This window comes from Terriglobus roseus, assembly GCF_900105625.1.
Classification (GTDB): domain Bacteria; phylum Acidobacteriota; class Terriglobia; order Terriglobales; family Acidobacteriaceae; genus Terriglobus; species Terriglobus roseus_B.
In genome coordinates, this window is sequence record NZ_FNSD01000001.1 from 2,922,506 (window position 1) to 2,946,838 (window position 24,333).

19 protein-coding genes are annotated in these 24,333 nt (G+C 61.9%); 9 read left to right on the forward strand and 10 right to left on the reverse strand.

The window, feature by feature from the left end:
* Positions 1–136 precede the first annotated feature (136 nt).
* Positions 137–889, forward strand: coding sequence for a hypothetical protein (locus tag BLW03_RS11990; RefSeq protein ID WP_139285185.1), 753 nt, complete (start codon positions 137–139; stop codon positions 887–889).
* A 171-nt stretch (positions 890–1,060) separates the two neighbouring features.
* Here the strand turns inward: BLW03_RS11990 and rpoD are convergent, their stop codons facing one another.
* Positions 1,061–2,755, reverse strand: coding sequence for an RNA polymerase sigma factor RpoD (gene rpoD / locus BLW03_RS11995; protein ID WP_074654302.1), 1,695 nt, complete (start codon positions 2,753–2,755; stop codon positions 1,061–1,063).
* Between the two features lie 445 nt (positions 2,756–3,200).
* Between rpoD and BLW03_RS12000 the strand changes: the two genes are divergently transcribed.
* On the forward strand, positions 3,201–5,246 hold the full coding sequence (locus tag BLW03_RS12000; RefSeq protein WP_074654303.1) for a M13 family metallopeptidase: 2,046 nt from the start codon (positions 3,201–3,203) through the stop codon (positions 5,244–5,246).
* A gap of 73 nt (positions 5,247–5,319) precedes the next feature.
* Here BLW03_RS12000 and BLW03_RS12005 read toward each other — a convergent pair whose 3' ends face one another.
* The 3 genes from BLW03_RS12005 to BLW03_RS12015 form a co-directional block, all read right to left on the reverse strand.
* Positions 5,320–5,571, reverse strand: coding sequence for a GlsB/YeaQ/YmgE family stress response membrane protein (locus tag BLW03_RS12005; RefSeq protein WP_074654304.1), 252 nt, complete (start codon positions 5,569–5,571; stop codon positions 5,320–5,322).
* An 85-nt stretch (positions 5,572–5,656) separates the two neighbouring features.
* Entirely contained in the window at positions 5,657–6,160 is a 504-nt protein-coding gene (locus BLW03_RS12010) for a GNAT family N-acetyltransferase (RefSeq protein ID WP_074654305.1), read from the reverse strand.
* Positions 6,157–6,945, reverse strand: coding sequence for a glutaminyl-peptide cyclotransferase (locus BLW03_RS12015; RefSeq protein ID WP_074655968.1), 789 nt, complete (start codon positions 6,943–6,945; stop codon positions 6,157–6,159). Before BLW03_RS12015 ends, BLW03_RS12010 begins: the two co-directional genes overlap by 4 nt.
* A 99-nt stretch (positions 6,946–7,044) precedes the next feature.
* On the opposite strand from BLW03_RS12015, the gene BLW03_RS12020 reads away from it, so the two are divergent.
* Positions 7,045–7,557, forward strand: a complete 513-nt coding sequence (locus BLW03_RS12020; RefSeq protein ID WP_074654306.1) for a gluconokinase — start codon at positions 7,045–7,047, stop codon at positions 7,555–7,557.
* Positions 7,558–7,808: 251 nt separating this feature from the next.
* On the opposite strand, the gene BLW03_RS12025 is transcribed toward BLW03_RS12020, so the two are convergent.
* The gene (locus BLW03_RS12025) at positions 7,809–8,096 is read right to left on the reverse strand and encodes a zinc-ribbon domain-containing protein (protein ID WP_139285186.1); all 288 of its coding nucleotides are present in this window, start codon (positions 8,094–8,096) and stop codon (positions 7,809–7,811) included.
* Positions 8,097–8,118: 22 nt separating this feature from the next.
* Between BLW03_RS12025 and BLW03_RS12030 the strand changes: the two genes are divergently transcribed.
* On the forward strand, positions 8,119–9,318 hold the full coding sequence (locus tag BLW03_RS12030) for a BaiN/RdsA family NAD(P)/FAD-dependent oxidoreductase (protein ID WP_074654307.1): 1,200 nt from the start codon (positions 8,119–8,121) through the stop codon (positions 9,316–9,318).
* Positions 9,319–9,469: 151 nt separating this feature from the next.
* Positions 9,470–10,225, forward strand: a complete 756-nt coding sequence (locus BLW03_RS12035) for a hypothetical protein (protein ID WP_074654308.1) — start codon at positions 9,470–9,472, stop codon at positions 10,223–10,225.
* A gap of 1 nt (position 10,226) precedes the next feature.
* Here BLW03_RS12035 and BLW03_RS12040 read toward each other — a convergent pair whose 3' ends face one another.
* From BLW03_RS12040 to BLW03_RS12055, 4 genes are all read right to left on the reverse strand, one after another.
* Entirely contained in the window at positions 10,227–12,020 is a 1,794-nt protein-coding gene (locus BLW03_RS12040; protein WP_348270855.1) for a choice-of-anchor D domain-containing protein, read from the reverse strand.
* Entirely contained in the window at positions 12,017–16,348 is a 4,332-nt protein-coding gene (locus BLW03_RS12045; protein ID WP_074654310.1) for a beta strand repeat-containing protein, read from the reverse strand. Before BLW03_RS12045 ends, BLW03_RS12040 begins: the two co-directional genes overlap by 4 nt.
* A 233-nt stretch (positions 16,349–16,581) precedes the next feature.
* A complete protein-coding gene (locus BLW03_RS12050) occupies positions 16,582–17,988 on the reverse strand; it encodes a nucleotide sugar dehydrogenase (RefSeq protein ID WP_083350499.1) in 1,407 nt (468 codons plus the stop codon).
* A gap of 286 nt (positions 17,989–18,274) precedes the next feature.
* Complete coding sequence (locus tag BLW03_RS12055) at positions 18,275–19,933, reverse strand: DHA2 family efflux MFS transporter permease subunit (protein ID WP_074654311.1); 1,659 nt, start codon at positions 19,931–19,933, stop codon at positions 18,275–18,277.
* A 417-nt stretch (positions 19,934–20,350) separates the two neighbouring features.
* On the opposite strand from BLW03_RS12055, the gene BLW03_RS12060 reads away from it, so the two are divergent.
* Positions 20,351–20,884, forward strand: a complete 534-nt coding sequence (locus tag BLW03_RS12060) for a 5' nucleotidase, NT5C type (protein WP_074654312.1) — start codon at positions 20,351–20,353, stop codon at positions 20,882–20,884.
* A gap of 94 nt (positions 20,885–20,978) precedes the next feature.
* Here the strand turns inward: BLW03_RS12060 and BLW03_RS12065 are convergent, their stop codons facing one another.
* Complete coding sequence (locus BLW03_RS12065; RefSeq protein WP_244502059.1) at positions 20,979–21,722, reverse strand: YqaA family protein; 744 nt, start codon at positions 21,720–21,722, stop codon at positions 20,979–20,981.
* A gap of 143 nt (positions 21,723–21,865) precedes the next feature.
* Between BLW03_RS12065 and BLW03_RS12070 the strand changes: the two genes are divergently transcribed.
* From BLW03_RS12070 to miaA, 3 genes are all read left to right on the forward strand, one after another.
* Complete coding sequence (locus BLW03_RS12070; RefSeq protein ID WP_244502060.1) at positions 21,866–22,987, forward strand: cell envelope integrity TolA family protein; 1,122 nt, start codon at positions 21,866–21,868, stop codon at positions 22,985–22,987.
* Between the two features lie 220 nt (positions 22,988–23,207).
* On the forward strand, positions 23,208–23,372 hold the full coding sequence (locus BLW03_RS20645; RefSeq protein WP_170835027.1) for a hypothetical protein: 165 nt from the start codon (positions 23,208–23,210) through the stop codon (positions 23,370–23,372).
* Positions 23,366–24,295, forward strand: coding sequence for a tRNA (adenosine(37)-N6)-dimethylallyltransferase MiaA (gene miaA / locus BLW03_RS12080; protein ID WP_074654315.1), 930 nt, complete (start codon positions 23,366–23,368; stop codon positions 24,293–24,295). The genes BLW03_RS20645 and miaA overlap by 7 nt, the downstream gene beginning before the upstream one ends.
* The last annotated feature ends 38 nt before the right edge of the window (positions 24,296–24,333 follow it).

Sequence of the window (24,333 nt, forward strand, 5' to 3'; positions counted from 1 at the left end):
TAACGGGCTGGCCGCGAATTAACACCCGATAAGCCGACTTCTCGGTACTAATCTCGGCAAAGGAGAGGTCAAACGTCCGAAAGCCTTTTTCTCGTCCAAATGGATTAGCTCCAGTTTGTCGATCCACGCTAACTGATTGGAAGCCATCGGCTACGATGGAGCTGAAGCGTTCTGTAATTTTTCTATGGTCACAGTCAAACGTGTACTAGTTTGGTTGCTGGAGAGGCTGCTAGAGGCCTGGATGCTTGGTGCCCTCTTGGAAGTTTTGCTGATCCGAAGCAATGATGCCGCCTCGCGTAGCGGACATGGCAACCCGGCTGCACAGGTATGGGTTTTTGGCGTCGTGGTCGCCGTTATGCTTTTCGTACACGGATACTACATCACCACGGCAATATTCGGCGTGCTCTGGAGAAGCAAAAGGCCGTGGTCCTACCCCGCGATTTTAGCAGCGTTGTTTGCTCTCCACACCCATATCACTTTCTTGCACGGCAAGCCAGACTTTACGCGGGAAGCTAGGGCTATGGAGTTCCCGTTGGTTGTAGGCGGGGTGGTGATCGTCTTGATGTGTAGTTCTGCAGGTAACGAGATCCTAAGACATTGGACAGGTGATGGGCGAAGGTCAAATCCGTATCTTTCGGCGAGCGTTTTGACGTTATTCGGCTTTCTGCTTCTGAACATCGCGAACTACCTCCGCCCAATCGATGGCAATTTCAGTTTCCGCCCTTACGGTCTTCCATTTACGTTCTATCGCGAAGGTGGGTATGTCCAGGAATGGGTCTGGCGCAGTGGGGTCGTTGTCTGGAAAGGACTGATAGCGGACCTTGTAGTCGTTGGCGCAATCGCTGCGCCAACCGGCAAAGCAGCCCAACGGCTTCGCGTAATTCGCTGACACCAAGCAGTAGGTCTTCGATGCTTATTGGATCGCCTTCCAAGGGCAACTCACCCGAATGAGAAGTCGCTTACCAGACACTACACGGATAGATCCTTATAAACGCCGTTGTCTGATGTTGTGCAGAAGGGCCGCGATCGCTCGCGGCCCTTTCTTTCGATTCGGTGGTATTTAGTATTCCTTGACACCGTCGACGAACGCCTTCAGCTTGCGGCTGCGGCTGGGGTGACGGAGCTTGCGGAGAGCCTTTGCCTCGATCTGACGGATGCGCTCACGCGTTACCTGGAAGCTCTGTCCCACTTCCTCCAGCGTGTGTTCGCTGCCGTCTTCCAGGCCAAAGCGCATCTTGATGACGCGTTCTTCGCGCGGCGTCAGCGTACGCAGAACCTGGCTGGTGTACTCCTTCAGGTTGACCGCGATCACGGCGTCTGAGGGCGATACGGCCATGCGGTCTTCGATGAAGTCGCCAAGGTGCGAATCTTCCTCTTCACCGATGGGCGTCTCAAGCGAGATGGGCTCCTGCGCGATCTTCAGGACCTTGCGGACCTTCGCAACAGGGATATCCATACGCTTCGCGATCTCTTCCGAGCTCGCTTCGCGGCCAAGCTCCTGCACCAGCTGACGGCTGGTACGGATGAGCTTGTTGATCGTCTCGATCATGTGCACCGGGATACGGATGGTGCGGGCCTGATCGGCGATGGCGCGCGTGATCGCCTGGCGGATCCACCACGTTGCGTACGTGGAGAACTTGTAGCCGCGGCGATACTCGAACTTGTCCACGGCCTTCATCAGGCCGATGTTGCCTTCCTGGATCAGGTCAAGGAACTGCAGGCCGCGATTGGTGTACTTCTTCGCAATGGAGACGACGAGGCGAAGGTTGGCCTCGATCAGCTCGCGCTTGGCGCGCTCGGCGTCCATGTCGCCCTGGACCATCTCGCGCTGGGTGCGCTTGAGGATCTCGGTCGTCAGGCCGGCTTCCGCTTCCAGGCGATCCAGATCCACCTTGCAGTTCTTCTGCTGGCGGCGATATTCCTTTCGCAGCTCTTCCGACTTGGAAGCCTCGAACTTGATGTCGAGGTTCTTCATCTGGCGCTCAAGCGTACGCATGCTGTCGACGGTCTTGTTGACCTTGTCCAGCAGGCGCTTCTTCTCCGCGTTGGTGTATTTCAGTTCGCGGACGATGCGGGTGACCTTGACGCGTTCGCGTCCGGCCATCCAGCGCAGCTTACGCTGCTCCTTCTGCGTCTTTGCCTTGCCTTCGGCCAGCTTGTCCATTGCGGACTGGGCCTCGGCCTGGTGCTTCACCAGCGCATCGATGCGCTTGACCGTCTGCTTGACGCGTGCGGCCAGGACATCTTCCGTCAACTCGTCCTCGTCGAACGTGACTACTTCCTTCACGTTACGGACGCCGCGCTTCAGGTCTTCACCCAGCGCTGTAATCTCACGGATCACGATGGAAGAACGCGAGATGGCCTTCATGACGCGCAGCTGTCCGCGCTCAATGCGCTTCGCAATCTCGACTTCACCTTCGCGCGTCAGCAGCGGAACGGTGCCCATCTCACGCAGATACATGCGGACTGGGTCGTTGGTCTTCTCAAGCTGTCCGGGCGTCAGGTCGAGTTCGACATCGTCGTTCTCTTCCGACTCTTCGCCGTACTTGTCGCGCGACTCAAACTTGTCATCACCGTTCAGAACGTCGATGCCCTGCGTATTGATGGTGGTCAGCAGGTCGTCCAGGTCATCTGCGGAGGTAATGCCTTCAGGGATCAGGTCATTCACCTCACCGTATGTGAGGTAGCCCTTTTCCTTGCCGGTATCAATCATCCGGTCTACGTCTTCTTCGTACTTATCGATCTCTTCGGCCACGGGTATTTGGCTCCAATCCGGAAAATTGTGCAGGGGAGGGGGTACGCCAGGGTGCGGGCGCAGACACGACTCCCTTTATGGATGCAATGAATCTGAGCAGGGAAGCATTAGTGCGGTATCAAAGACCGCGGGCGCAAGGTTATCGGTCGTGCGAGGACCGGACCACGAAGGCGCACTTCTCCAGCGAGCCACAGATTATCACACTTCGTTAGACGCAAAACCTCCGCGAAAAGACTCAGCGCCCAGGCAACGCGCCAGATTCGGTGTTTTCACGCAGCGTGCGAAGCAATGGCTAAGCCGCAACACGAGTTCTGAATGGCCGTGTATCGTGTGACGTCGGCTTCCCGCCCGGATGTTTGCTCCCCCGGTCGAACCATTGCAGCTCTGGCCAGAACGATCCGGCCCGGTCTTAGAATGGTTTTCACGTTTTCCCCCCGGAGCCTGGATGTCTCTTCGCCTTACCGTTGTCTCCTTCGGCCTTGCCGCCGCCTTCGCCTCAACAGCATTCGCACAGACGCAGTCGCACGGCGTGAGCACCGCGTCGATGGACCGCTCGGTGAAGCCCGGCGACGACTTCTACAAGTTCGCCAACGGCACTTATGTTGCGAAGACCACGATCCCGGCCGATCGTTCCGGTATCAGCGTCTTCTCTATCCTGGGCGACCGGGCGCTGGCCCATGTGACCGCCATCGTGACCGACCCCGCGCTGGACAAGGCTCCCGCAGGCTCCGACGGTCGCAGGATCGCGGACCTTTACAAGGCCTACATGGACGAGGCTGCGATTGAGGCGCATGGCCGAGCCACGCTCGACGCGCAGTTGAAGCCGATCCTGGCAGTAAAGACACGTCACGATCTCGCGGTGGAGCTCGGCCGGTCGCTCCGCAACGATGTGGACGCGTTGAACAACACGAACTACCACACAGCCAACCTCTTCGGTCTGTGGGTCGCCCCCGGATTCAACGACCCGGACCACTACGCGCCGTACCTGCTGCAGGGTGGCCTCGGGCTGGCCACGCGCGACTATTACCTGAGCGATGCACCACGGATGAAGACCATCCTGGACGCCTACGGAAAGCACCTGGCGAACAATTTCCGGCTGTTGGGGATGGACCGTGCAGAGGAACGGGCCACAGCCGTCCTGTCGCTCGAAAAGGCCATCGCCCAGAAGCAGATTTCACTGGCGGACAGCGAGAACATCGAGCACGCCAACAACCCCTGGTCGATGAACGACTTCGACACCAAGGCACCGGGCCTGGACTGGAAGGCCTTCTTCACGGCGGCCGGCCTTGGCACACAGAAAAGCTTCATCGTCTGGCAGCCATCAGCCTTCACAGCGGAGTCCGCGCTCGTCGCCTCGCAGCCAATCGAGATTTGGAAAGACTTTCTGGTGGCGCACTTCGTGGATGCGCACACCAGTGGCATCAGCAAGGCCTTTGCGGAGGAGCGGTTTGAGTACAGCAAGGCCATCACCGGCACGCAGCAGCAGCGCCCTCGGCAGCAGCGCGCTGTGGGCCTGGTGAGCGCGGACCTGGGTGACGCGGTTGGCAAGCTGTATGCGCAACAGTTCTTCACGGCGGCGGAGAAGGCTAAGGTGCAGGCGCTGGTCGCCAACCTGATGGCTGCATTTCGCACCCGTCTGCAGACGTTGACCTGGATGAACGCAGCGACCCGCGCCGAAGCCATCACCAAGCTCGACGCGCTGCAGGTGGGCATTGGCTACCCTGACAAATGGCGGAGCTATGCCGGCCTGGAAATCAAGCCGGATGATCTGCTGGGAGACTACGTCCGCGACGAGATGTTTGAGTACCGCTACGCGTTGTCGCAGATTGGCAAGCCCACGGACCGCAAGGAATGGACGATGACGCCGCAAACTGTGAACGCGGTCAACCTGCCGCTGGATAACGGTCTGAACTTCCCTGCAGCGATTCTGCAGCCGCCCTTCTACGACCCTGCCGCGACAGACGCCGTGAACTACGGCGCGATTGGCGCCGTCATCGGCCACGAAGTCTCGCACACTTTTGACAGTGAGGGAGCCGCGTTCGACAGCAAGGGCCGCGTGCGGAACTGGTGGACGCAGGCAGATCTGGCCCACTTCAACGCATCGAACGCCGCCCTTGCAGCGCAGTATGACGCGTACGCGCCCTTTCCCGATCTGCACCTGAACGGCAAGCAGACGCTGGGCGAAAACATTGCCGACGCAGCCGGGCTGCAGGCTGCTTACGATGCCTTCCACGCTTCGCTGCATGGTCAGGCAGCGCCGGTCATCGACGGCCTCACAGGCGATCAGCAGTTCTTCCTTGCCTTTGCGCAGAACTACTCCGGCGTTGAGCGCGAAGCGGCTCTGCGGTCGCAGGTGCTGGGCGATCCACACTCTCCCGGCAGGTTTCGGGCTGCAACGGTTCGCAATGTCGATGGGTGGTACGACGCATTCGGTGTAAAGCCCGGCGATGCGCTATACCTGGCACCAGATCAGCGCGTCCATATCTGGTAGTCGACAAGGTCACGGCGACGCAGCGCGACGTCTGCATCACCGTGGCCTTCGTCTTGCCGTTAGGCCGGCCGCGCTAGGCGCTGCGACCCCTGATGACACGGTAGATCGCGAGCAGGATCAACGCGCCGATAATGGACATAATCCAGCCCGCAGACTGGCCCGGCTGGTACAGGTGCATCGCCTGACCCAGATACGTGCCCAGAAATGCGCCCGCGATGCCGATGAGGATGGTGACGATGATGCCACCCGGATCCTTGCCGGGCATGATCAGTTTGGCCAGCGCGCCCACGATCAGGCCAATTATCAAAGTTCCAATCAGGTGCATGTCGTTTCCTCCGGGGCCGCGCTATCTGCGGCTTGTCGTAGGAGGCAAAAGTCTCGCAACACGTTGCGTTGACGTGTGATTCAGGTCACACACCCGGCAGGCCCGGCCATGTGCTGTCGGCGAAGACGATTGACGTCTCCACCTGCCGTTCCGGAATCTGCCAGTACTTTCGGAGCAGTACTTCCTTTTCCGCATGCGTCACCACGCGAAAGCCATGCCGCTGGTAGAAGCCGATAGCCCAGTAGGAATCGATCCATGTGCCCAGCAGCAGCGGCCCCTGTGCCAGCGGACGAATGTGCTCCAGCAGCCGTCCGCCAATGCCTTTGCCCTGTGCCGCAGTGAGCACATACGCATGGCGGATCAAGGTCACGTCCTGCACACGCTGCACGCCCATCACACCCTGCAGCGCTCCGCCCTCTTCGTCACCAAAGAAGTGAACGCCGCTGGCGATCTCATGCTGCAACTCTTCGGCAGACATATACGGATCCTTCAAGCGGTCGGCTGGGATGACACCTCGATATGCCGTCGCACCATCGTTGATGATGGCGAGAATGCTCGCGAAGTCCGCGCTGCCGCAGAGCCGAATCATTTCTTTGGCACAACTTTGATCTCGAAGATCGTCGGCCATTGCTTGCCTGTAATGAAGATGCGATCCGTCGCGGCGTCATAGGCAATACCATTCAAGACGCTCTCATCATCGCGCTTCTGGTTGGCCGGCAGGATGCCCGTGCAGTCGACCCAGCTGATCACATGGCCATCCTTCGGCGAGATGCGTGCGATTCGCTCCTGATGCCATACGTTCGCCCAGATCTCACCCTTGATGTACTCCAGTTCGTTGAGCTGGTCGATGTTTTTTGCGCCGTCGTGGACCACAATGTGCCGGACTTCCGCGAAGGTCTCCGGATTACGGAAACGCAGCGTGTTGCTGCCGTCGCTGGTGATGATCGTCTTCGTGTCGCGCGTCATGCCCCAGCCCTCGCCCGTATAGCTGAAGGTGCGGACTGGCCGCAGGGAAAACCGGTCCAGAACCACGCCCGTGTGAGTCTGCCACGTCCACTGGTAGATATTCGCGCCCCAGTCGACGATGCCCTCGCCGAAGAACTGCCGGGTCATATCGTGGCGCTGCAGCACCTTGCCGGTGGCAGGCTGAATCACCTGCAGGCCGCTGCGACCCTCCATACCCGTGCCTTCGTAGAACAGGCCGTCCTTGAACAGGAAGCCCTCCGTGTAGTTGTCCGTGGAGTGCGGAAACTTCGCCACAACCGTATAGCCGCTGACAGGGGCGGACGCTGCCGGTGGCAGAGCAGAGCAGCCCAGGGCAATGGCGGAAATCGCAGCAACGGCAGACGTGCGCAGGAGGGTTTTAAGACGCATGATCACCACAACAGATTAGACGCACGCACGCCGGAGCTTCCACCTGTCAAGCGAACTTCCTCCGTGTATTGGAAAATAGGGAACTGAGGAACAACACACGTGATTCTGATCCTGATGGGTGTCAGCGGTACCGGTAAGACCACGCTGGGCAACATGCTTTCCGCCGAAACCGGCTGGCCGTTTCTCGACGGCGATGACTTCCACCCGGCCGCCAACAAGGCGAAGATGGCCGCTGGCCATCCGCTGAACGATGAAGATCGCGCGCCCTGGCTGGCCATACTTCACGGCAAGATCGCCGAATTCGCAGGCGAGAACAAGAGCATGATCCTGGCCTGCAGCGCGCTCAAGGCGCAGTACCGCGACACCCTGCGCGGCGATCTTCCTGCTACGACCGTGCAGTTCGCGCTCCTTCAGGCGGACCCGGCAGAGATCGCCGACCACCTGCAGAAGCGCCACCATGAGTTCATGAACCCGAACCTGCTCACCAGCCAGCTCGCGACGCTGGAACAGCCAGGCGACGACGAAGCCTGGACGATCTCCGTCGCAGGCAAGCCGGAACAGTCACTGGCGGAACTGAACGCCAAGCTAAGAGCGGCCGGCGCGATCGCATAAGCCGTCTTCCCCCCTATTTGTCATCCTGAGCGAAACGGAGCGCAGCGAAGTGCAGTCGAAGGACCTGCATTTCGTTCGGAGCGCCACAAAGGTGCGAGGTCTGCCGCACACCTTTGTGGCAACGCAAACAGAATGCAGGTCCTTCGACTTCGCTGCGCTCCGCTCAAGATGACAGGTCTGTGGCGCGTCGCGGTCAGGACCGAGCCTTTGGACACGTCGTGACGGCTCCGGGAGGCGCGGCAGCCGTGCTTCTACCCAAACAGCGTCGGTTCCGGCTCCGGCACAGGCAGCCCGGCTTTGCCTCCATCGCACTTTGGGCACTTCCGCTGGTGCACACGAATCCCCGCCTCGCCGTACTCATGGCCGCAGCTCTTGCAGCGCAGGATGTAGATGCTCTGTCCAGCCAGGTCATCGGCTGCTCGGCCTGCCTTCCGGACGACGGTCTGGCCGTGGTGATTGGTCGTTCCGGGCTCTACGGTGGTCGCTCGGGCGGGTTCGCGCGTCGCTCGGCCGCGGATGGATGGTGGTCTTAACTGCATACCTCTCTAGGATAGAGAGTAGATGTCCACAATTGAGAACTACGACGTTATCGTTCTAGGCGCCGGCGCTGCCGGCCTGTTTTGCGCCGCACAGGCGGGTGCGCGCGGCAAGCGTGTCCTGCTGCTGGAAAGTGGTGAGCGCACGGGCCGCAAGATCCTCATCAGCGGCGGCGGCCGCTGCAACTTCACCAACACCGGCACCAGGCCGGCCAACTACCTCAGCGAAAACCCGCACTTCTCGAAGAGCGCCCTTGCCCGCTACACACCACGCGACTTCATCGCCCTGGTCGAAAAGCACGGCATCGCGTACCACGAGAAGACACTGGGCCAGCTCTTCTGCGACGGCGGTGCTCACGTTATCGTCACCATGCTGGAGACGGAATGCCGCGAGGCCGGTGTAGAGACACGCCTTCGCACACCTGTCGAACGCGTCGAGAAGACGGACGACGGCTTCGCCGTCACGACACCCTCGGGCGTGCTTCATGCGAAGGCGGTCGTCGTCGCCACGGGCGGTCTCTCGATCCCGAAGATGGGCGCAACAGGCGTCGGCTACGACATCGCCCGCAGCTTTGGCCTGAACATCGTCGAACCACGCCCGGGCCTCGTCCCATTCACCTTCAGCGAAGCGGAAGCCGAGAGGTGGAGCGACCTCTCCGGCCTGTCGGCAGAGGTGGTCGCGACCGCCAACCCGAAGAAGAAGCAGCGCACACCACCGCCCACCTTCCGCGAGAAGCTGCTGATCACGCACCGCGGCCTCTCCGGCCCGGCCGTTCTGCAGATCTCGTCTTACTGGCGCCAGGGCGAAGCCGTGACGATCGATCTCGCACCGGGGTACGAAGTCTTCCTGCACATGCTGGAGCCCACGACCCGCCGCGATGAGACCACTATGCTTAACCTGCTCCGCGACCACCTGCCCACACGTTTTGCCGAACGCTGGCTTACGGAAAACCCACCGACGGACTGGAAGAACACCTCGATCCAGCGCACGGAAGCTTTGGTGCACGCGTGGCCGGTCACACCCGCAGGGACCGAAGGCTACGCCAAGGCCGAGGTCACGGCAGGCGGCGTCAGCACCGCCGAACTCGACAGCACCACCATGCAGGCCAAGCGCGTACCCGGCCTCGCCTTCATCGGCGAAGTCGTCGACGTGACCGGCTGGCTCGGCGGCTACAACTTCCAGTGGGCGTGGGCCAGCGCCTTCGCAGCAGCCGCAGCTCTCTAATACCCACGCCTTGGGTGCCCCCGTCTCGCGTTTGAGACGTGGGTTCACGTCTCGCCACCGCAGCACAATCCCAAGTCACGGGACCAGAATCCTGTTTCCCACGAAACACCCGCAGGCATAGACTTCTCCCGCTGACGAAGGGAGCTACGCCGTGCGGCTGTCACGACTCATCGGACTATTCGTAGCCGTTGCATCGGCCGCCGCGCAGACGCAGGCCGACGGCGGCATTGGCATGGATGGCGCCGGGAAGCAGGTGCTGGAGAGCATCCATGTCCCGCCCATCGCCGGCGCGCCCTTCAGCCTGACCCTTGCCACGGAGTGGACGAGGCCTCTTCTGCAGGGCGGCACATTCACCGTCGAAAACGTTCGCCCCATCAAGCGTGACAGCCGGGGGCGCATCTACGAGGAGCGCTGGCTGCTCTCTCCGAAGGGCAGCAACAACATGCCGTCGCGCCGCAGTTACATCCAGATCTACGACCCAACCGCTGAGACGTTCTACGAGTGCGCCGATCGCACGCATATCTGTGAGTTGTACGACTGGCCGAAGACGCAGCGGGCGCCTGAGATTCCTATTCGCACTGAGAGTGGTCCGCTACCCGATGGTCGCGGCTTCCGCACGCGTGAAGATCGCGGCGTCGAAACCTTTGCAGGTCTCCCCGTTCACTCGTACCGTGACACCGTCGTCCTCAATCCCGGCGTTATGGGAAACGACAGGCCGATGACTTACGTCCGTGATCTGCGGTACTCGGAAGCACTGCACTTCAACCTGAGTTCTATTCTGCAGACCCCAACGGTTGGCGAACAGCGCTTCCGTGTTCTTGAGATCGTCACCACTGAGCCGGAAGCAAAGTGGTTCGAGGTGCCGGAGGGCTACCGTGTCGTGGACAAGCGTCAAGCAGCGCGCTGAATCACTTCACGATCAGCGTCAGCGGTACCGTGTGTGTCACACCGGCAGCCGTCGCGGAGACGGTAAGGCTGTAGCTACCGGAGGGCGTCACGGTCGTGCCTGCTCCGGTGCCGCTGCCGTTCCCGGCGATGGGCACCGCGCGGTTGCTGCCGCAGCCCTGCACACCCGCCAGTACCGCAAGGGATATCGCCGCGAAAGCGGTGTGCCCTGGGACGGTACGCCGCCGCACGTACCAGGGCAGGCATAGCAGTACCGGCAGAATGAAGGCCGCGGCACGGAGACTCGTTGTTGCCGTGCCGGTCAGCACGGTAACCGTTACGGTACTGATGGCCGACAGGTCGCTGTACTGTGCGATGACGGTGCACTTCGCGTACGCAGGCGCGCCGCTGCAGGCGTAGGTGACGGGATCCGCGGTGCTGACAGCGGGCCGCAGTAGCAGGGGATAGGCCGCGCTTCCACCATTGCTGATGGTCTGGATGGTCGCGCCAGCACTTGCCAGGGCGAAGTCGACGCCGGTTCCGCCCAGTTGCGCGACCTGTGTCTGGGCATTGCTGCTGACCGTGACCGTTCCGGAGCGGGCTCCGCTTGCCGTAGGCAAGAATGCAACGCTCATGGAGCACGATCCGCCCACGGGAACCGTTGCGGTGATCGCGCAGGTGCTGCTGCCGGCAACGATACCGAAATCGCCCGTAAGCGTGATGCCTGTAAGTGCAATCGGCACTTCGCCATTGTTGGTTAGCGTCAGCCTCTCCCCTGTGCCTGCGACACCAACGCCGGTGGCCGCGAAGGCGATGGTCGACGGCAGCAGCGAGACACCGGGTCCAGCAAAGCCCGTGCCGATGAGCGTGATGGTCTGTACGCGCTGCACATCTGTGATCTGCAGCGTCCCTGAAAAGGTGCCCACACTCTTCGGAGAAAAAATGACGGCGATGCCGCAGGATCTGTGCGCGGGTACCGTTGGCCCGCAGCCGTTTACGACGCCGAAGTCACCGGCAACAATCACTGTGGAGACCAGCGTCAGGGAGGCATCGCCGCTATTCGTAAGGGTCACGACCTGCGCCGCGCTCGACGTGTCCGCCTGCTGTCTCCCGAAGGTGAGTGACAGTGGCGACAGTGTGTCGGTCGCTGCTGCCGTGCCGGTTCCCGTCAGTGTCGCAGTCTGCGTCCCGGCAGCGTTCATAACGGTAAGCAAACCCGTGCGAGTGCCGACTGCCGACGGCATGAAGACAATTGAGACGGTGCAGCCCGTCTGTGCCGCCAGCGATGCGCCGCAGGTATTCGCCCTGAGCACGAAATCTCCTGAAACGCTGATACTTCCAAGCGCGCCCGTTGAGGATCCAGTGTTGGAGATGGTGATGTTCGTGATGGCAGTTGCCGTACCAACGATTTGCGATCCGAAGTTAACGGCTGCAGGTGTCAGAACAATTTGAAAGGCTGCGACGCCGGTGCCGGTGAGTGTAACGGTGTGATTGTTTGAGGCGTCGGCCAGCGATAATGTGCCGGTGCGTATGCCTGAGGCGGCAGGTGTGAACCGCAGCGTGAGTGTGCACCTGGCACCAACACCAAGGCTCGCGCCGCAGCTGTTCGCAACAATGCTGAAGTCTCCTGTGACAGTGGCCGAGCCCAGCACGATGGAAGCGTTGCCATTGTTGGCAAGCGTGACCGTCGTCGCTGCTGAAGTCACCCCGACTGCCGTATTCGTAAAGGTTATGGTCGAGGGAGAAAAGGTAACGATGGCAGCGCCCGTTGCCGTCCCGGTCAGTGTGATGGCGTGCGAGGAGAGTGCGTCCGTCAGGTAAGCGTGCCACTCCGCGCACCACTATCCGTGGGCGTAAAGGTGACGGATAACGCGCAGGTAACGCCTGCGGCCAGGCTATTGCCACAGGTGTTCGTCACCACGCTGAAGTCGCCGGTGATCGCCGAGGGCGACAACGCAGTGGCGGCTGTACCGGTATTTGTGATGGTGATGGTCTGCGGGGACGAAGTGCTGCCGACCCCCGTGGGCGCAAACAAAAGCGACGTAGCCGAGACGCTCACAGCCGCCGCACCATTTCCGTTGCCGGTGAGCAGGACCGTATGCGCCACACCGGCTCTATCCGTGACGGTCACGGCGCCGCTTCGTACCCCGGTTGTTATGGGGCCAAAGACCACCGTGAGTAAACAGGACTGGTTCGTGTTCAGCGCAACGCCGCAGGTGTTAGCCGTGATGCCGAAGTCGCCGGTCACCTGCTCCGTGCCAAGGTACGTATTGCCGCCAATGTTGGTGACAGTGATGATTTGCGATGCGGACGTGCCGTAGACGGGTGTCGTCGCGAAGGTCAGTGTCGCGGGCGACGCCGTCAGGCTGGGCGCTGCAGTCGCCGTGCCGGTCAACGTCACAACGTGTGTACCGTTCTCGTCACTGAAGCTCAGTGTCCCCGCGCGTGGGCCCGTCCCTGCCGGCGAGAACAGCAAGGTGACAACACAGTTGGAATTGGGCTGCAGGTAGGTGCTGCAGGTGTTGGTGTACACGCTGAAGTCCGAGCCACTGACCACGGGACTCGAGAGCACTGCGAGCGCTGTTCCGGAGTTTGTGATGGTCACAGAGGCGAGGCTGGTCCGTGTCGAGATCTCACCTACGCCAAACGACAACGTTGCGGGTACGAAGGTGATGACTGCCGTTCCCGTACCTGTGCCGAACAGCATTGCCGTGTGATTCGCCGTGCTGTCCGTCACGGTCAACGTGCCGCTCCGCGCGGTGTTGCCCGTAGGCTGAAAGTTCACCAGGAGCCTACATGTCCCGCCTGCCGCGAGTGTCGACGTGCAGGTGCTGCCCGCGATATTGAAGTCTGCCGTGACAGCAGGCGCGCTCAGCGTCGCGTCTCCTGTGCCGGTGTTCGAGACGGTAACCGCCATCGTCTGCGAGGTGCTGTTGACCGCTGTATCCGCGAAGGTGATGGTGGTGGGCGTCAGAAGAATATTCGGCACGCCCAGGCCTGTGCCGCTCAGGTCTACTGTGCTGCTGCCGCTACTTACGTTGCTGTCGATCTGCAGCGTACCGGTCGCTGCACCCGCCGCCAGCGGTGAGAAAGTGACGGCCAGACTGCAGGTAGCGCCAACCGTAAGCTCTGCGTTCGAACAGGTATCAGTCTCCGCGAATCCGGTGCCGGCGAGAATGGTGCCGACCGCCAGAACGGTGTTGCCCGTATTGGTCAACGTAATGGTCTGCGGCGTGCTCGTGCTGCCCAAATCCTGCGACCCAAAGTTGAGCCATGCTGGAACAAACGTCGCAACGGGTGCCAGCGTCTGCGCTGAAGACACAAGCCCGATCTGCCAGATGCCACGGCCATAAGTCGCTGCCCGCAACGCGCCCGCGCTGCTGCTGCCCGGTAGCGTAACGCCCGCAGTTGCCACCAGCGACATCACCGGTGCATTCGGCAGAGCAGTGCCCAGAACGCCCCAGCAACTGCCGGTACCGCTTGCAGGCACACAGGTCGTAACGTCCGCCGCAACGTACACGCCGGTATCCATCGCAACGTAAACAGTCAGGGGATTGTTCGGGTCCACGACGACGCTGTTGGCAGGAGAGTTTGGCAGATTCGCGCTGATGTTCGACCACGTAGCGCCGCCATTCACGGAGCGATAGACATGCGCCACGCCGAAGCCCATGACGGTGGCATAGACGGTGTTGCCGGTGCCATCGCTGGGATCGACCGCGATCGAGGACACATCGAAGCCCGCTGCATTAAAGCGGTTGTATGGATCGTTGCTGACCGCGTTGTTCGTCAGGTCGGTCCATGCGGTCGTGGACGTGGCAACGTTGGCGGATGCCGTGCGGTAGAGGTGTCCTGCGAAGCTTGTCCCACCATCCGCACCGCCCGCAAGACCGGCATACAGGACGGACGATCCGCTGCCCTGCGCTGCGCTGGTTGTGATGATGGGACCGCCCGCCGCGAGGGAACGGATGTATGCGTCGGACGGGTTACACGCGGTGCCGGGTGGACCTGCGAGAAAGGGGCTGATCGCGTTTGAGGTCGACCATGCATCCCCTCCAGCCACCGATCCCCGCCAGACGCGGCAGGTGCCGGTCAACACGTTGGTGCCCTGCCCAGGATCCAGCAGCGCGGGCGGATCGGTCAGCGATTCATCGTCGCTGACCTGTGTCATGCCGACAGGTGCAGGTCCCGTAAAGTCAGCCGCAGTGCATGCTGCTCCGTTGTCACAGGCATGCAAGGCCACACCGCCGCCCGACTGCACCAGCCATTTGTTGCCACTGGATTGGTCAATGGCAACGCTGCCGCTTTCGCCCGCGCCAAGCTGCGTCCACGGTGTGATTCCGTGAGCCTGCGCATCGGTTGTGCTGGCTGCACTGCCGTTCGCTCCCAGTGCTGCCAGCAGGATCTTCGCGTCGCTGGGATGTGCGGCTAGATGGACGACCTCGGCCAGCGATCCAAGCGATCCATTCAGGTTGGTAAAGTGCGTCGCATCGTCGACAGAGCAGACGCCGGCCTGCTGGTTCACGCCATCGGCAGACCGCCATAAACCACCATCGTTGCCAAAGTACATCGTCGGTGCGGCCGTGTTCGACAGGTTCACGCCCCATGCGATGGCGTGTTGAGCGGGCGCAACACCGGCAGGAGCAGCACAGCCGGTAGAGGTATTCGTCGTGTTGCGCAGGGCGCAGCCACCGGCCAGCGAGCAGCGGTACAGATCGCCCGCGCCGGCGAATAACAGAGTGTCGGTCGTGCTGAGCGCGGTCGCGGCGGGAACAGCAGCGAGCACAAAGTTGTAGTCGCCCTGCGCGATGTTGCCGAAGCCATCTTCCATGGGCGTTGTCGCGATCTGTGTTGCCCATCTGACGGTGGTCGATGCGCACGCTGTGCCGCTCTTCGCGCATGCATCCTGCCACAGACCGCGGTCCGCGTTCTCCGCATCGACGGTCATCGCAAACAGATCGCCGGAGGTCGGTTGAACTGCCAGCGCGCCACGGAAGATGGGGCAACTGGTCAGGCCGTAATCGCCCGGCCGTGTGGGGCAGTTCGTTGTGGATAGGCCCGCGCCCGGCTGATTCGCCATGCGGGTCCACGTCTGCCCGTCGGCCGATTCGTAGTAGCCGTGCGACCGGATCGCTGCGTAGAACGTCTTCCGGATCGGGTTCCAAACAACCGCCGTCGCCGCGTTGCCACGGAAGCTTGTATAGCTGGTGCTGCGGTTCTGGACGATTGTGCTGCCATCCATGATGGTCGCCAGCGTCCAGGAAGCACCCGCGTTGATGCTGTAGTACAGGCCTCGCACACCGGCGTTGCTGCCCTTCACAATGGCCGATTCTGCAGAGGAGGAGAGAGCGGCTACGGCCAGGCCGGGCGTGACGCTGCTCCACGCGAACCCTGCAAAGCCCTCGCCCACAAACGCGTTGGCACTGCCTCCCGTGATCAGTGACCATGTCGCTCCGTTGTCAGCGGATCGCAGGATGCCGCCGCCGTAGTAGCTGTCGGTCGCGTCGTTCGGATCGCCCGTCCCAGCCAGCACCACGCCGGCTCCGCCCGGCTGCACCGACAAGGCACCAATCGAGAGCGACGGCACGACGGCGCTGCCAGCGCCCGCGGAGAAGACCGGCAGCGTGTCCGTCAGCGGTTGGAAGGTCGGCTGCGCTCCGGCGGCATTGGCACTCTTCCACACGCCGCCGCCTGATGTGCCAACGTAGACGGTGTTATTGGTCGCATCCTTCGGGTCGATGGCAATGCTGGTGACGCGGCCCGTAACCGGGCCGTAAGTTGTTGTCTGCACCTGCACAGGTCCAACCGGCGACCATGCGGACGGCGAAGTCAGGGCGTTGGACAAAGCAGCGAGCGCCAGGTGCTGCACACGGGCCTGCGCGAGCGATGCTGCGGCGGAGGTGTCTTCCGCCTGCGGCTCGCCGCTCGCAACGGCAGCGCGAAGGCGGACCACTGGAGTGTCCGACGCGACGCGGCTTTGGACAAAGGCGCGTGCACGACGGACGGCGACGGCAGCTTCGCCAGTGGACTGCGCAGGAGCACACAGGCAAAGCACATTGGCAAGCGCCAGGGCGAGCGCTGTCCAGCGCAGCGATGAGGCATGGCGGCGCGAGCCTTGCTGCAGCTTCGATTCGGCTGTGCGGTGCAATCAGGATCCTTTGGCCGGCAATCGGTGCGCGCACGACCGCGGGCGCAACCTCCGCACGGTGCATGCAAGGGGCCGCAACAAAGGGAATGCTGTGAGAAAACTCTCAGCGTTCTGCAGAGCCCGGGCGAATCGCCGTGTGCTGCAGAATCGTGAAGGAAAGGTGGAACGGCGCTGCTCTAACAGGCAGCTCGTCTACGCGCGCAGAGCGGCTGAGCCTGCGAAAGTGGGCTGGATTAGCAGCGCACAATCTTTGGCGAAGCGATATGGCGTGTGGCGTTGCGCGAGTCTACCACCAGCTTTGCGTCGGCGACTATCCGCTCCATCTCATAACTGGAGTGATCGGTGGCAATCACCACGCAGTCGAACTCCGGCACACGCTCCAGCGGCGTGGACTCCATATTCAGGGCGTACTTCCGGCCGTGGCCGACCGTGGGGAAGAAGGGGTCGTTGTAGCTGACCTCGCAGCCCATGCTCTGCAACTGTTCGATCAGCACCAGCGCCGGCGACTCGCGCAGGTCATCCACGTCGGCCTTATACGCCACGCCCAGCACCAGTACCTTGGCGCCCTTCATCGCAATGCCGTGCTCGTTCAGTGCACGTGCTACCTGACGCATCACGAAGATCGGCATCTCTTCGTTGACCTCGCCAGCTAACTGGATGAAGCGAGTCGTGAAGCCGTACTCCTTGGCCTTCCACGTCAGGTAGAAGGGGTCCACCGGGATGCAGTGCCCGCCAATGCCGGGGCCGGGATAGAACGCCTGGAAGCCGAACGGCTTGGTCGCAGCCGCGTCGATCACCTCCCAGATGTCCACGCCCATCTTCATGCACAGCTGCTTCATCTCGTTCACGAGGGCAATGTTCACGCTGCGGTAGATGTTCTCCAGCAGCTTCGTCATCTCGGCCGTAGCGGGCGAGCTGACGGGCACGGTGCGATGGAAGATGGCGCCATAGAGCGCGCAGGCAGCCTCGGTCGCCGTGACATCCATGCCGCCCACAACCTTGGGGATCTCGCGGCGCGGCGTGATCATGTTGCCCGGATCTTCGCGCTCGGGCGAGAAGGCCACAAGGACGCCGTCGATCTGCTCCTTCGTCTCTTCCGGTGCAATCTGTACCTGCACGTCCCGCTTCGCTCCAGCCTCCATCAGGATGCGGACGACGATCTCTTCCGTGGTGCCGGGGTAGGTGGTGCTCTCCAGGACAATCAACTGTCCGGCACGCACATACGGCGCAATCGCATGTACGGTCGCTTCGACGTAGCTCAGGTCCGGCGCGTGATGGTCCGTCAGCGGTGTTGGCACGCAGATCAGGACCGCGTCCATATCGGCAATTTGCGCGAAGTCCGTCGTGGCGGTAAAGCCCTTGGACTGTGCTGCAGCAATGTGATCCGGCTCAATCCGCCAGATGTAGCTCTCACCGCGGTTCAGCGTGTCGATCTTGGTGGTATCGACGTCAAAGCCCGTGACGCGAAAGCCCTCGCTGGAGAACAGCAACGTCAGCGGCAGGCCCACGTACCCCAGGCCGATAATGCCCACACGAGCCTCACGCCGCGCAACGCGCTCACGCCATTCTGTCAGGGAGCGGACTGAGGTTCCGGCTTTCAAAATGCTTTCGGTAAGCGTTGCAGGTACGGCATTGGCCAAGGTCTTGCCTCTTCTATCTCAGGCAGATACGTCGTGCGGCACGCCTGCCGCGATGGTACGCCCCTGCGAAATGATGGTTCAGGAATTGGACGGCGGGGTTCCTGTGAAGTTCCAGGGAATAGGTCTGCCGGATTCTGCCATCGGAAGTTTCTCGTCGAAGGATGGACTGATTTTTATCCCGAGAGGGCGGGGATCCGGGGAATCTGATAGGCACTGCGAAATCGTCACACTTCGTGCGGTACCCCACCCCTGCTTCGCAAGGATGGGGCATGCTTCTTTGTGTTCCCTAGTGCGCCATCGTCTCGGCGGACGCCGGTGCCGGCTTGGGTACCAGCCACACCAGCGGCACCATCACCGTCGTAAAGACGGCAAGGATTGCGATGATGTCCAGGTAGGCCAGCATCTGCGTCTGGCTGTGCAGCATGTTGTAGACGTTCCCCTGCGCCGCTGCAATCGCATCCGAATGATTCGCGACGGCCGCAGTTCCATGGTTCTGCAGATAACCTGCAATGCCGCTGATCCGGTCGTTGTATGCGGTGCTGCCTGCGCCCATGTGGATGGTCATATTCTGCTGGTGGGCCTGCGAGCGCCGCGCCAGCATGGTCGCCACGAACGCTGTGCCGACCGATCCGCCCACATTTCGGGCCAGGTTCGACAGGCCGCTGACGTCATTATTCTGAGACCGCGGCACACCGTTGTAGCTGATCGTGTTGATCGGGATAAAGAGGAATGCCAGCGACGCACCCTGCCATACGCGCAGCCACATCACCGTTTTAAAGGATGAGTTCAGCGCCAGCATCTGGTGCATGGCGAAGAGCGAACTGGTCATCAGCAGGAAGCCGAACGAGATCATGACGCGCGGATCCACACGCGTAATCAGCAGGCCCACCACCGGCATCATGAACATGATGATCACGCCACCGGGCGACATCACAAATCCGGCCAGCTCTGCTGTGTATCCCAGCAGCGTCTGCACAAACTGTGGGATCAGCACCGTCGACGAATAGAGTGAGAAACCCAGAACAAACAGCAGCGTAAACGCGATGGCGAAGGACGGCCGCTTGAACAGCGTCAGGTTCAGGATCGGTCGATTGCCCTTCCGCGCCTGGACCAGGGACCAGATAATCAGCGACACCAGCGAGACCACGCAGATGATGATGAAGGCCGTGATCACATGCGACCCGAACCAGTCATCCTCCTGCCCCTTGTCCAGCACGAACTCCAGCGATCCGAAGCCCAGCGCCAGCAGACCGAAGCCCACATAGTCCAGGTTCAGGCCCTTACGCTTGCTTTCGGCGACCTCGGCCACGATGTGCGGCGGATCTTCCACCATGCGCGTCGTCAGGATCAGGGAGAGAATTGCGACCGGCACGTTGATGAAGAAGATCCATCGCCAGTCATAGTTATCGGTAATCCAACCACCCAGCGTCGGTCCAATGGCAGGCGCTGCGACGACCGCCAGGCCGTACAGTGCAAAGGCCTGCCCGCGTTCCTTTGGTTCAAACGTATCGGCAAGGATGGCCTGTTCGCTCGGTCCAAGACCACCACCGCCCGCACCCTGGATCAGGCGGAAGACGATCAGCATCGGCAGCGAGACGGCAAGACCGCACATCATCGACGAGATGCCGAAGATGACCACGCACATCATGTAGAACTTCTTGCGGCCGATGAAAGTCGTCAGGTATGCCGACGCAGGCAGGATGATCGCGTTCGCCACCAGGTAGCTTGTGATGACCCACGTCGCCTCGTCCTGCGAAGCGCCCAGGCCACCCGCGATGTGCGGCAGCGCGACGTTGGCAATGGAGGTATCGAGAACCTCCATGAACGTGGCCAGTGTCACCGTCAAGGCAATCAGCCACTTGTTGTGCTTGGGTGCCCACGGCAGATGAGCCGCCGCCTGCACCTCGGCCGATTGGCCTGACTCTTCGATCGTTGCGGATGCCATGTCCTTGTTTCGATTCGTCCGGAAAGTGCCGGGATGCAGTTTTGTTCGACCGGGTCGGAGCCGGCCCAAAGCGCAGATCCTACCTCGACAACCCGGTCATCCTGGTCGGAACGCCCGCTTCCCACAGATTTGTCATCCTGAGCGGAACGGAGCGCAGCGAAGTGGAGTCGAAGGACCTGCATTTCGTTCGGTGTGCCACAAAGGTGCGAGGTCTGCCGTGCACCTTGTGGGGCCGCAAACGGAATGCAGGTCCTTCGACTTCGCTGCGCTTCGCTCAGGAGGACAAAATCTGTGGGATACGCGCTTCGCTCCGGATCCAGATTCTGAACGCGAGCAGAATCGCCACGTTGCGCTTAGGGAGCCGGACGGCGCGCCGCCCAGACCAGCCGCGCCTTGAAGTGCGCTACGCTGAGAACCATGGCAAGAATTGCAGTCGATATGGATGAGGTCATGGCGGACACTGTGGCCGAACACAAACGCCGCTACAACGCCGACTTTGGCGCCGAACTCACCCACGAAGACCTGGACGGCAAGTGGCTCTGGCAATGTGTTCCGCCGGAGCACCACGAGGCTCTTGGCAACTACCTGAACGAACCGGAATTTTTCGGCGCCCTGCCCGTTATGCCGGAGGCCCAGCGCGTTCTGGAGCGCCTAAGCCGCGACCACGAGGTCTTTATCGCCTCCGCTGCCATGGAAGTCCCGGCCAGCTTCACCGCCAAGTACCAGTGGATGGAACAACACTTCCCCTTCATCCGGCCGTCACACATGGTCTTCTGCGGCGATAAGTCCATCCTTGCCGCCGACTTCCTGATCGACGACAACCCAAGACAGCTGCGTCTCTTCCGTGGCCGCGGCCTGTTGTTCTCCGCACCGCACAATAAGTACGCGACGGAGTGGACCCGCGTGGACGACTGGCTGGCCGTGGAGAACTTCTTCTACAAGCAGAAATAGACGCCAGGGCAGGGATGCCCGCATCTGGGTGTTCAACCGGCGTGGACAGCCGGACAAGGGGTGACCGGCCTGCGTACAGGGAGGTCGCGGCGCCCTACTCCTCGACGATGGAGGTCCTGCCCTCGAGCTCTTCTTCTTCGATGGGCAGACGTGTACCCCGCCGGCGGTCGAAGATCTTGCGGATAACCCAGATCGCAATGGCGGCCAGCAGCAGCCCCACCACGGTAAAGATCAGGTGCGTATGTCCGCGTAGACCGGCGGTCAATGTTCCCAGTGCACCGGGTCCGTACACATGTGTGATGACCGCGTAAATGGTGAACTGCACCAGTTTGCCCAGCAGGATGGCGACCACAAAGGTCAGGGGCTTCATCTCGAAGACGCCCGCACAGAACTCGAACAGCTTGATGGGGGTTGGCGGCGGCCCCATGGCCGGGACGAAGATGGCCAGAAACTCCTGCCGTTCGAAGCGATCGCGCAGACGCTCGTAGCGCTCGCGGTTGATCTTGCCCAGCAGGAAGATTTCGCCGCCCAGGCGACCCACATAAAAGGGCACCAGGCTGCCAATTGCAGAGGCAACTGCCGCTACCACCGGGTAGATCAGGAAGCGGGAGGGATTGCTGTGGACTTCGGAGACAAGCAGCACCTGCCACGGCATGGGCAGAATTGCCGAGTCGAGCAGGGCGATGGCGGCAAGTCCCCAGATCCCGAAGCGCTGGAAGAAGTGGTTCAGATTCTCAGTGAAGTGTTTCAGAGCGCCGACGTGCTTGGCGCCATGCGCGGCGGCTGTTGTGGCGGCGTCAGTCTGCAGAAGTGCCGCAATGGCGTGCAAGTGGAGCATCTCCGGGCTATTCTACGCGCCGGAGCGGCACGGGTCTGCCTGCCGGGATGAGAGAATAGAGGTGCGCCACGGGCGACAAGCCGCGCCGTTCGAAACGAATTGGCCCCGGCAGTCGTCCTAACCCTGAAGAGACCGACACACGCGTGGCCCAACTCGAAACACCTCCCGGCGAGGACAGCTCACAGGAAACAGCACGGCCCAACGACACGCCCAGCGCGGTGTCCGGCGGCCGCAGGTTTCGTAGTGGCCGTTACGAAGAGCTTCACCAGCACGAACTGGTGATGCTGCTGGACGAAGTGGACGCGGAACGATCCCGCGCGCGCTTTCGCGAGTCTGTCTATATCTCGGTTATCGTCTGGCTGATCCTTGGCTGGGTCATCGTCTATGGTCCGCGCTACCTCTGGCACCCGCCGGTTATCGTGCAGGCACCGCCGGACCGCCGCAGCGCAATGACCGACCTGGACACGCCGCCGGACCTGAAGAAGTTCACAAAGCCGACGCGGCCGACGCCCAACATCAGCGAGAAGTCCACCAGTTCACAGAGTCCCAAGCCCAGCCCGCAGGCTCCGGAGCCGCGCGCCGGCAATCCAGCGCCTCCCGCGCCGAAGCCCACGCCTCAGCCGGCACAGCCGCGGCAACAGACGCCACAACCTCAGCAGCCACAGCCTCAACCCCAACAGCAACAACAGCCCCAACAGCAGCCGCGCAATACACCGCCGACGCCTCAGCCCAGCCGGACTGCACCGCCGCTCGCTGACGCGCCTTCCGCTTCTCCGACCGCCAACAGAAACATCTTTGGCGGTCAGAAGAGTGCGGGTGAGTCCATCGCCGATGCGGCACGCGGCGCGCGTAGCGGTGAGGGTGGTGACTACGGCTCAACCGGTCGTGGCCAGCAGGGCGGTACAAAGCAGGGCGTACAGGTCCTGTCGGACATGCAGGGAGTCGATTTCAGCAAGTACCTCGCACGGCTGCTGAGCGATGTGCGGCGCAACTGGCTGCCACTGATCCCGGAAGAGTGCCGGCCCCCGTTGAACAAGCAGGGCATCACCGGCGTGAGGTTCACCATTCTTCCAGACGGCCACATCGCTCCGAACTCGATGAAGCTCGACTACTCTACGCATGACGTCGCCATCGACCGCGCCGCCTGGGGCTCCATCACCGGCCTCGGTCAGGCGCAGCCGCTGCCGAAAGAGTTCCACGGCCCCAACCTCGAACTCCGCATCGAATTCCGCATCAACAAAGACGGCCAGGGCGACGCGCAGTAGCCTTTCTTCGATCGCAATGCCCCCACGATCCTCCACGATTCGGGGCCCATGCTTGCGCAGCAAGGGTGGGGTACCGCGCGTAAGCGACCTTTTCCAGTTAAGTTCTCCGATTCGCGCTGCCAGCGAATACTCCATCATTTCGCCATAGGCCCACGAAAGAATGGGACCCCGGTGGAGTGCCGCTCCGTGGCGATCCCTTCCGGGCGATATCCTGCACATCATGCCTCGCCGCAACATCCCGCACGAACATCAGGACGCGCTCGCCACGCAGCAGCGGCAGCAGGTCGGCGCGGCGCTTTGGCTGGGCGCGGGTGTTATCGCGGTGATCGTCTATCGTGCTGCGATTCACGGCATGTTTTTGCAGGGGTGGTGGCGGATTTGGTAACGGTAGAACCCCTGCTCGTAGTCCTTGTTGGTCCCACCGGCAGCGGCAAGACCGCTCTCTCGCTTGCGCTTGCAGAGCGCCTTGGGGGTGAGGTCGTCTCGTGCGATTCCGTCGCCGTCTATCGCGAGATGGAGTTGGGCACCGCCAAGCCCTCGCGAGAGGAGCGCACACGCGTGCCGCACCACTTGATTGATGTCGCTTGGCCCAGCGAAGAGTACACCGCGGGCGACTACGGTCGCGCCGCACGCGAGGCAGTCGCCGGCATCGCGGTGCGAGGACATGTGCCCATCGTTGCGGGAGGAACCGGTCTTTACCTGAGAGCGTTGCTCGATGGATTAAGCCCGGTACCGCAGCGTGACGAGGCCCTGCGCGACCGCCTGCGAGCAGCTGCGGACCGGCGAGGCCCCGCGTTGTTGCATCGCGTGCTGCGGCGGCTTGATCCCGCGAATGCAGCGAAGATTCATGCAAACGACCTGCCGAAACTGATCCGAGCGATCGAGGTTTCAGTGATGGAAGGACGTCCGATGAGCGAAGCATGGAGCGATCGCCGGCCGCAGCCGCTCACTGGCTTCCGCGTAGTGCAACTGGGGCTGATGCCCGATCGAGCGGCGCTCTACGAACGCATCAACGCACGCTGCGCCGCGATGTATGCGGATGGCCTCGTCCAGGAGACGCGTGCACTGGTTGCGAAGTATGGTTCCACACGAGCGTTGGGAGCTCTCGGCTACGCGGAGGCGCAAGCGGTTCTTCGCGGTGAGATGACCGAGCCAGAAGCGGTCGAGCGCGCCCAGATCGGCCATCGCAACTACAGCAAGCGGCAGGGCACATGGTTTCGGCGGGACCCGCGTATCCAATGGATTGAAGGCTTCGGCGGCGAAGTGTTAGAAGAAGCTCTGCACATGATCGAAGCAACAAACGGTTGAACCCTGTCTCCGCTGCGGGACATTGGCACCCGTTTCGA

Excerpts from the sequence above, each read along its gene's own strand:
- BLW03_RS12000 (WP_074654303.1), top strand. The coding sequence starts at position 3,201 with ATGTCTCTTCGCCTTACCGTTGTCTCCTTCGGCCTTGCCGCCGCCTTC.
- BLW03_RS12005 (WP_074654304.1), bottom strand. The coding sequence starts at position 5,571 with ATGCACCTGATTGGAACTTTGATAATTGGCCTGATCGTGGGCGCGCTG.
- BLW03_RS12010 (WP_074654305.1), bottom strand. The coding sequence starts at position 6,160 with ATGATTCGGCTCTGCGGCAGCGCGGACTTCGCGAGCATTCTCGCCATC.
- BLW03_RS12015 (WP_074655968.1), bottom strand. The coding sequence starts at position 6,945 with ATGCGTCTTAAAACCCTCCTGCGCACGTCTGCCGTTGCTGCGATTTCC.
- BLW03_RS12025 (WP_139285186.1), bottom strand. The coding sequence starts at position 8,096 with ATGCAGTTAAGACCACCATCCATCCGCGGCCGAGCGACGCGCGAACCC.
- BLW03_RS12030 (WP_074654307.1), top strand. The coding sequence starts at position 8,119 with ATGTCCACAATTGAGAACTACGACGTTATCGTTCTAGGCGCCGGCGCT.
- BLW03_RS12055 (WP_074654311.1), bottom strand. The coding sequence starts at position 19,933 with ATGGCATCCGCAACGATCGAAGAGTCAGGCCAATCGGCCGAGGTGCAG.
- BLW03_RS12060 (WP_074654312.1), top strand. The coding sequence starts at position 20,351 with ATGGCAAGAATTGCAGTCGATATGGATGAGGTCATGGCGGACACTGTG.
- BLW03_RS12065 (WP_244502059.1), bottom strand. The coding sequence starts at position 21,722 with ATGCTCCACTTGCACGCCATTGCGGCACTTCTGCAGACTGACGCCGCC.
- BLW03_RS20645 (WP_170835027.1), top strand. The coding sequence starts at position 23,208 with ATGCCTCGCCGCAACATCCCGCACGAACATCAGGACGCGCTCGCCACG.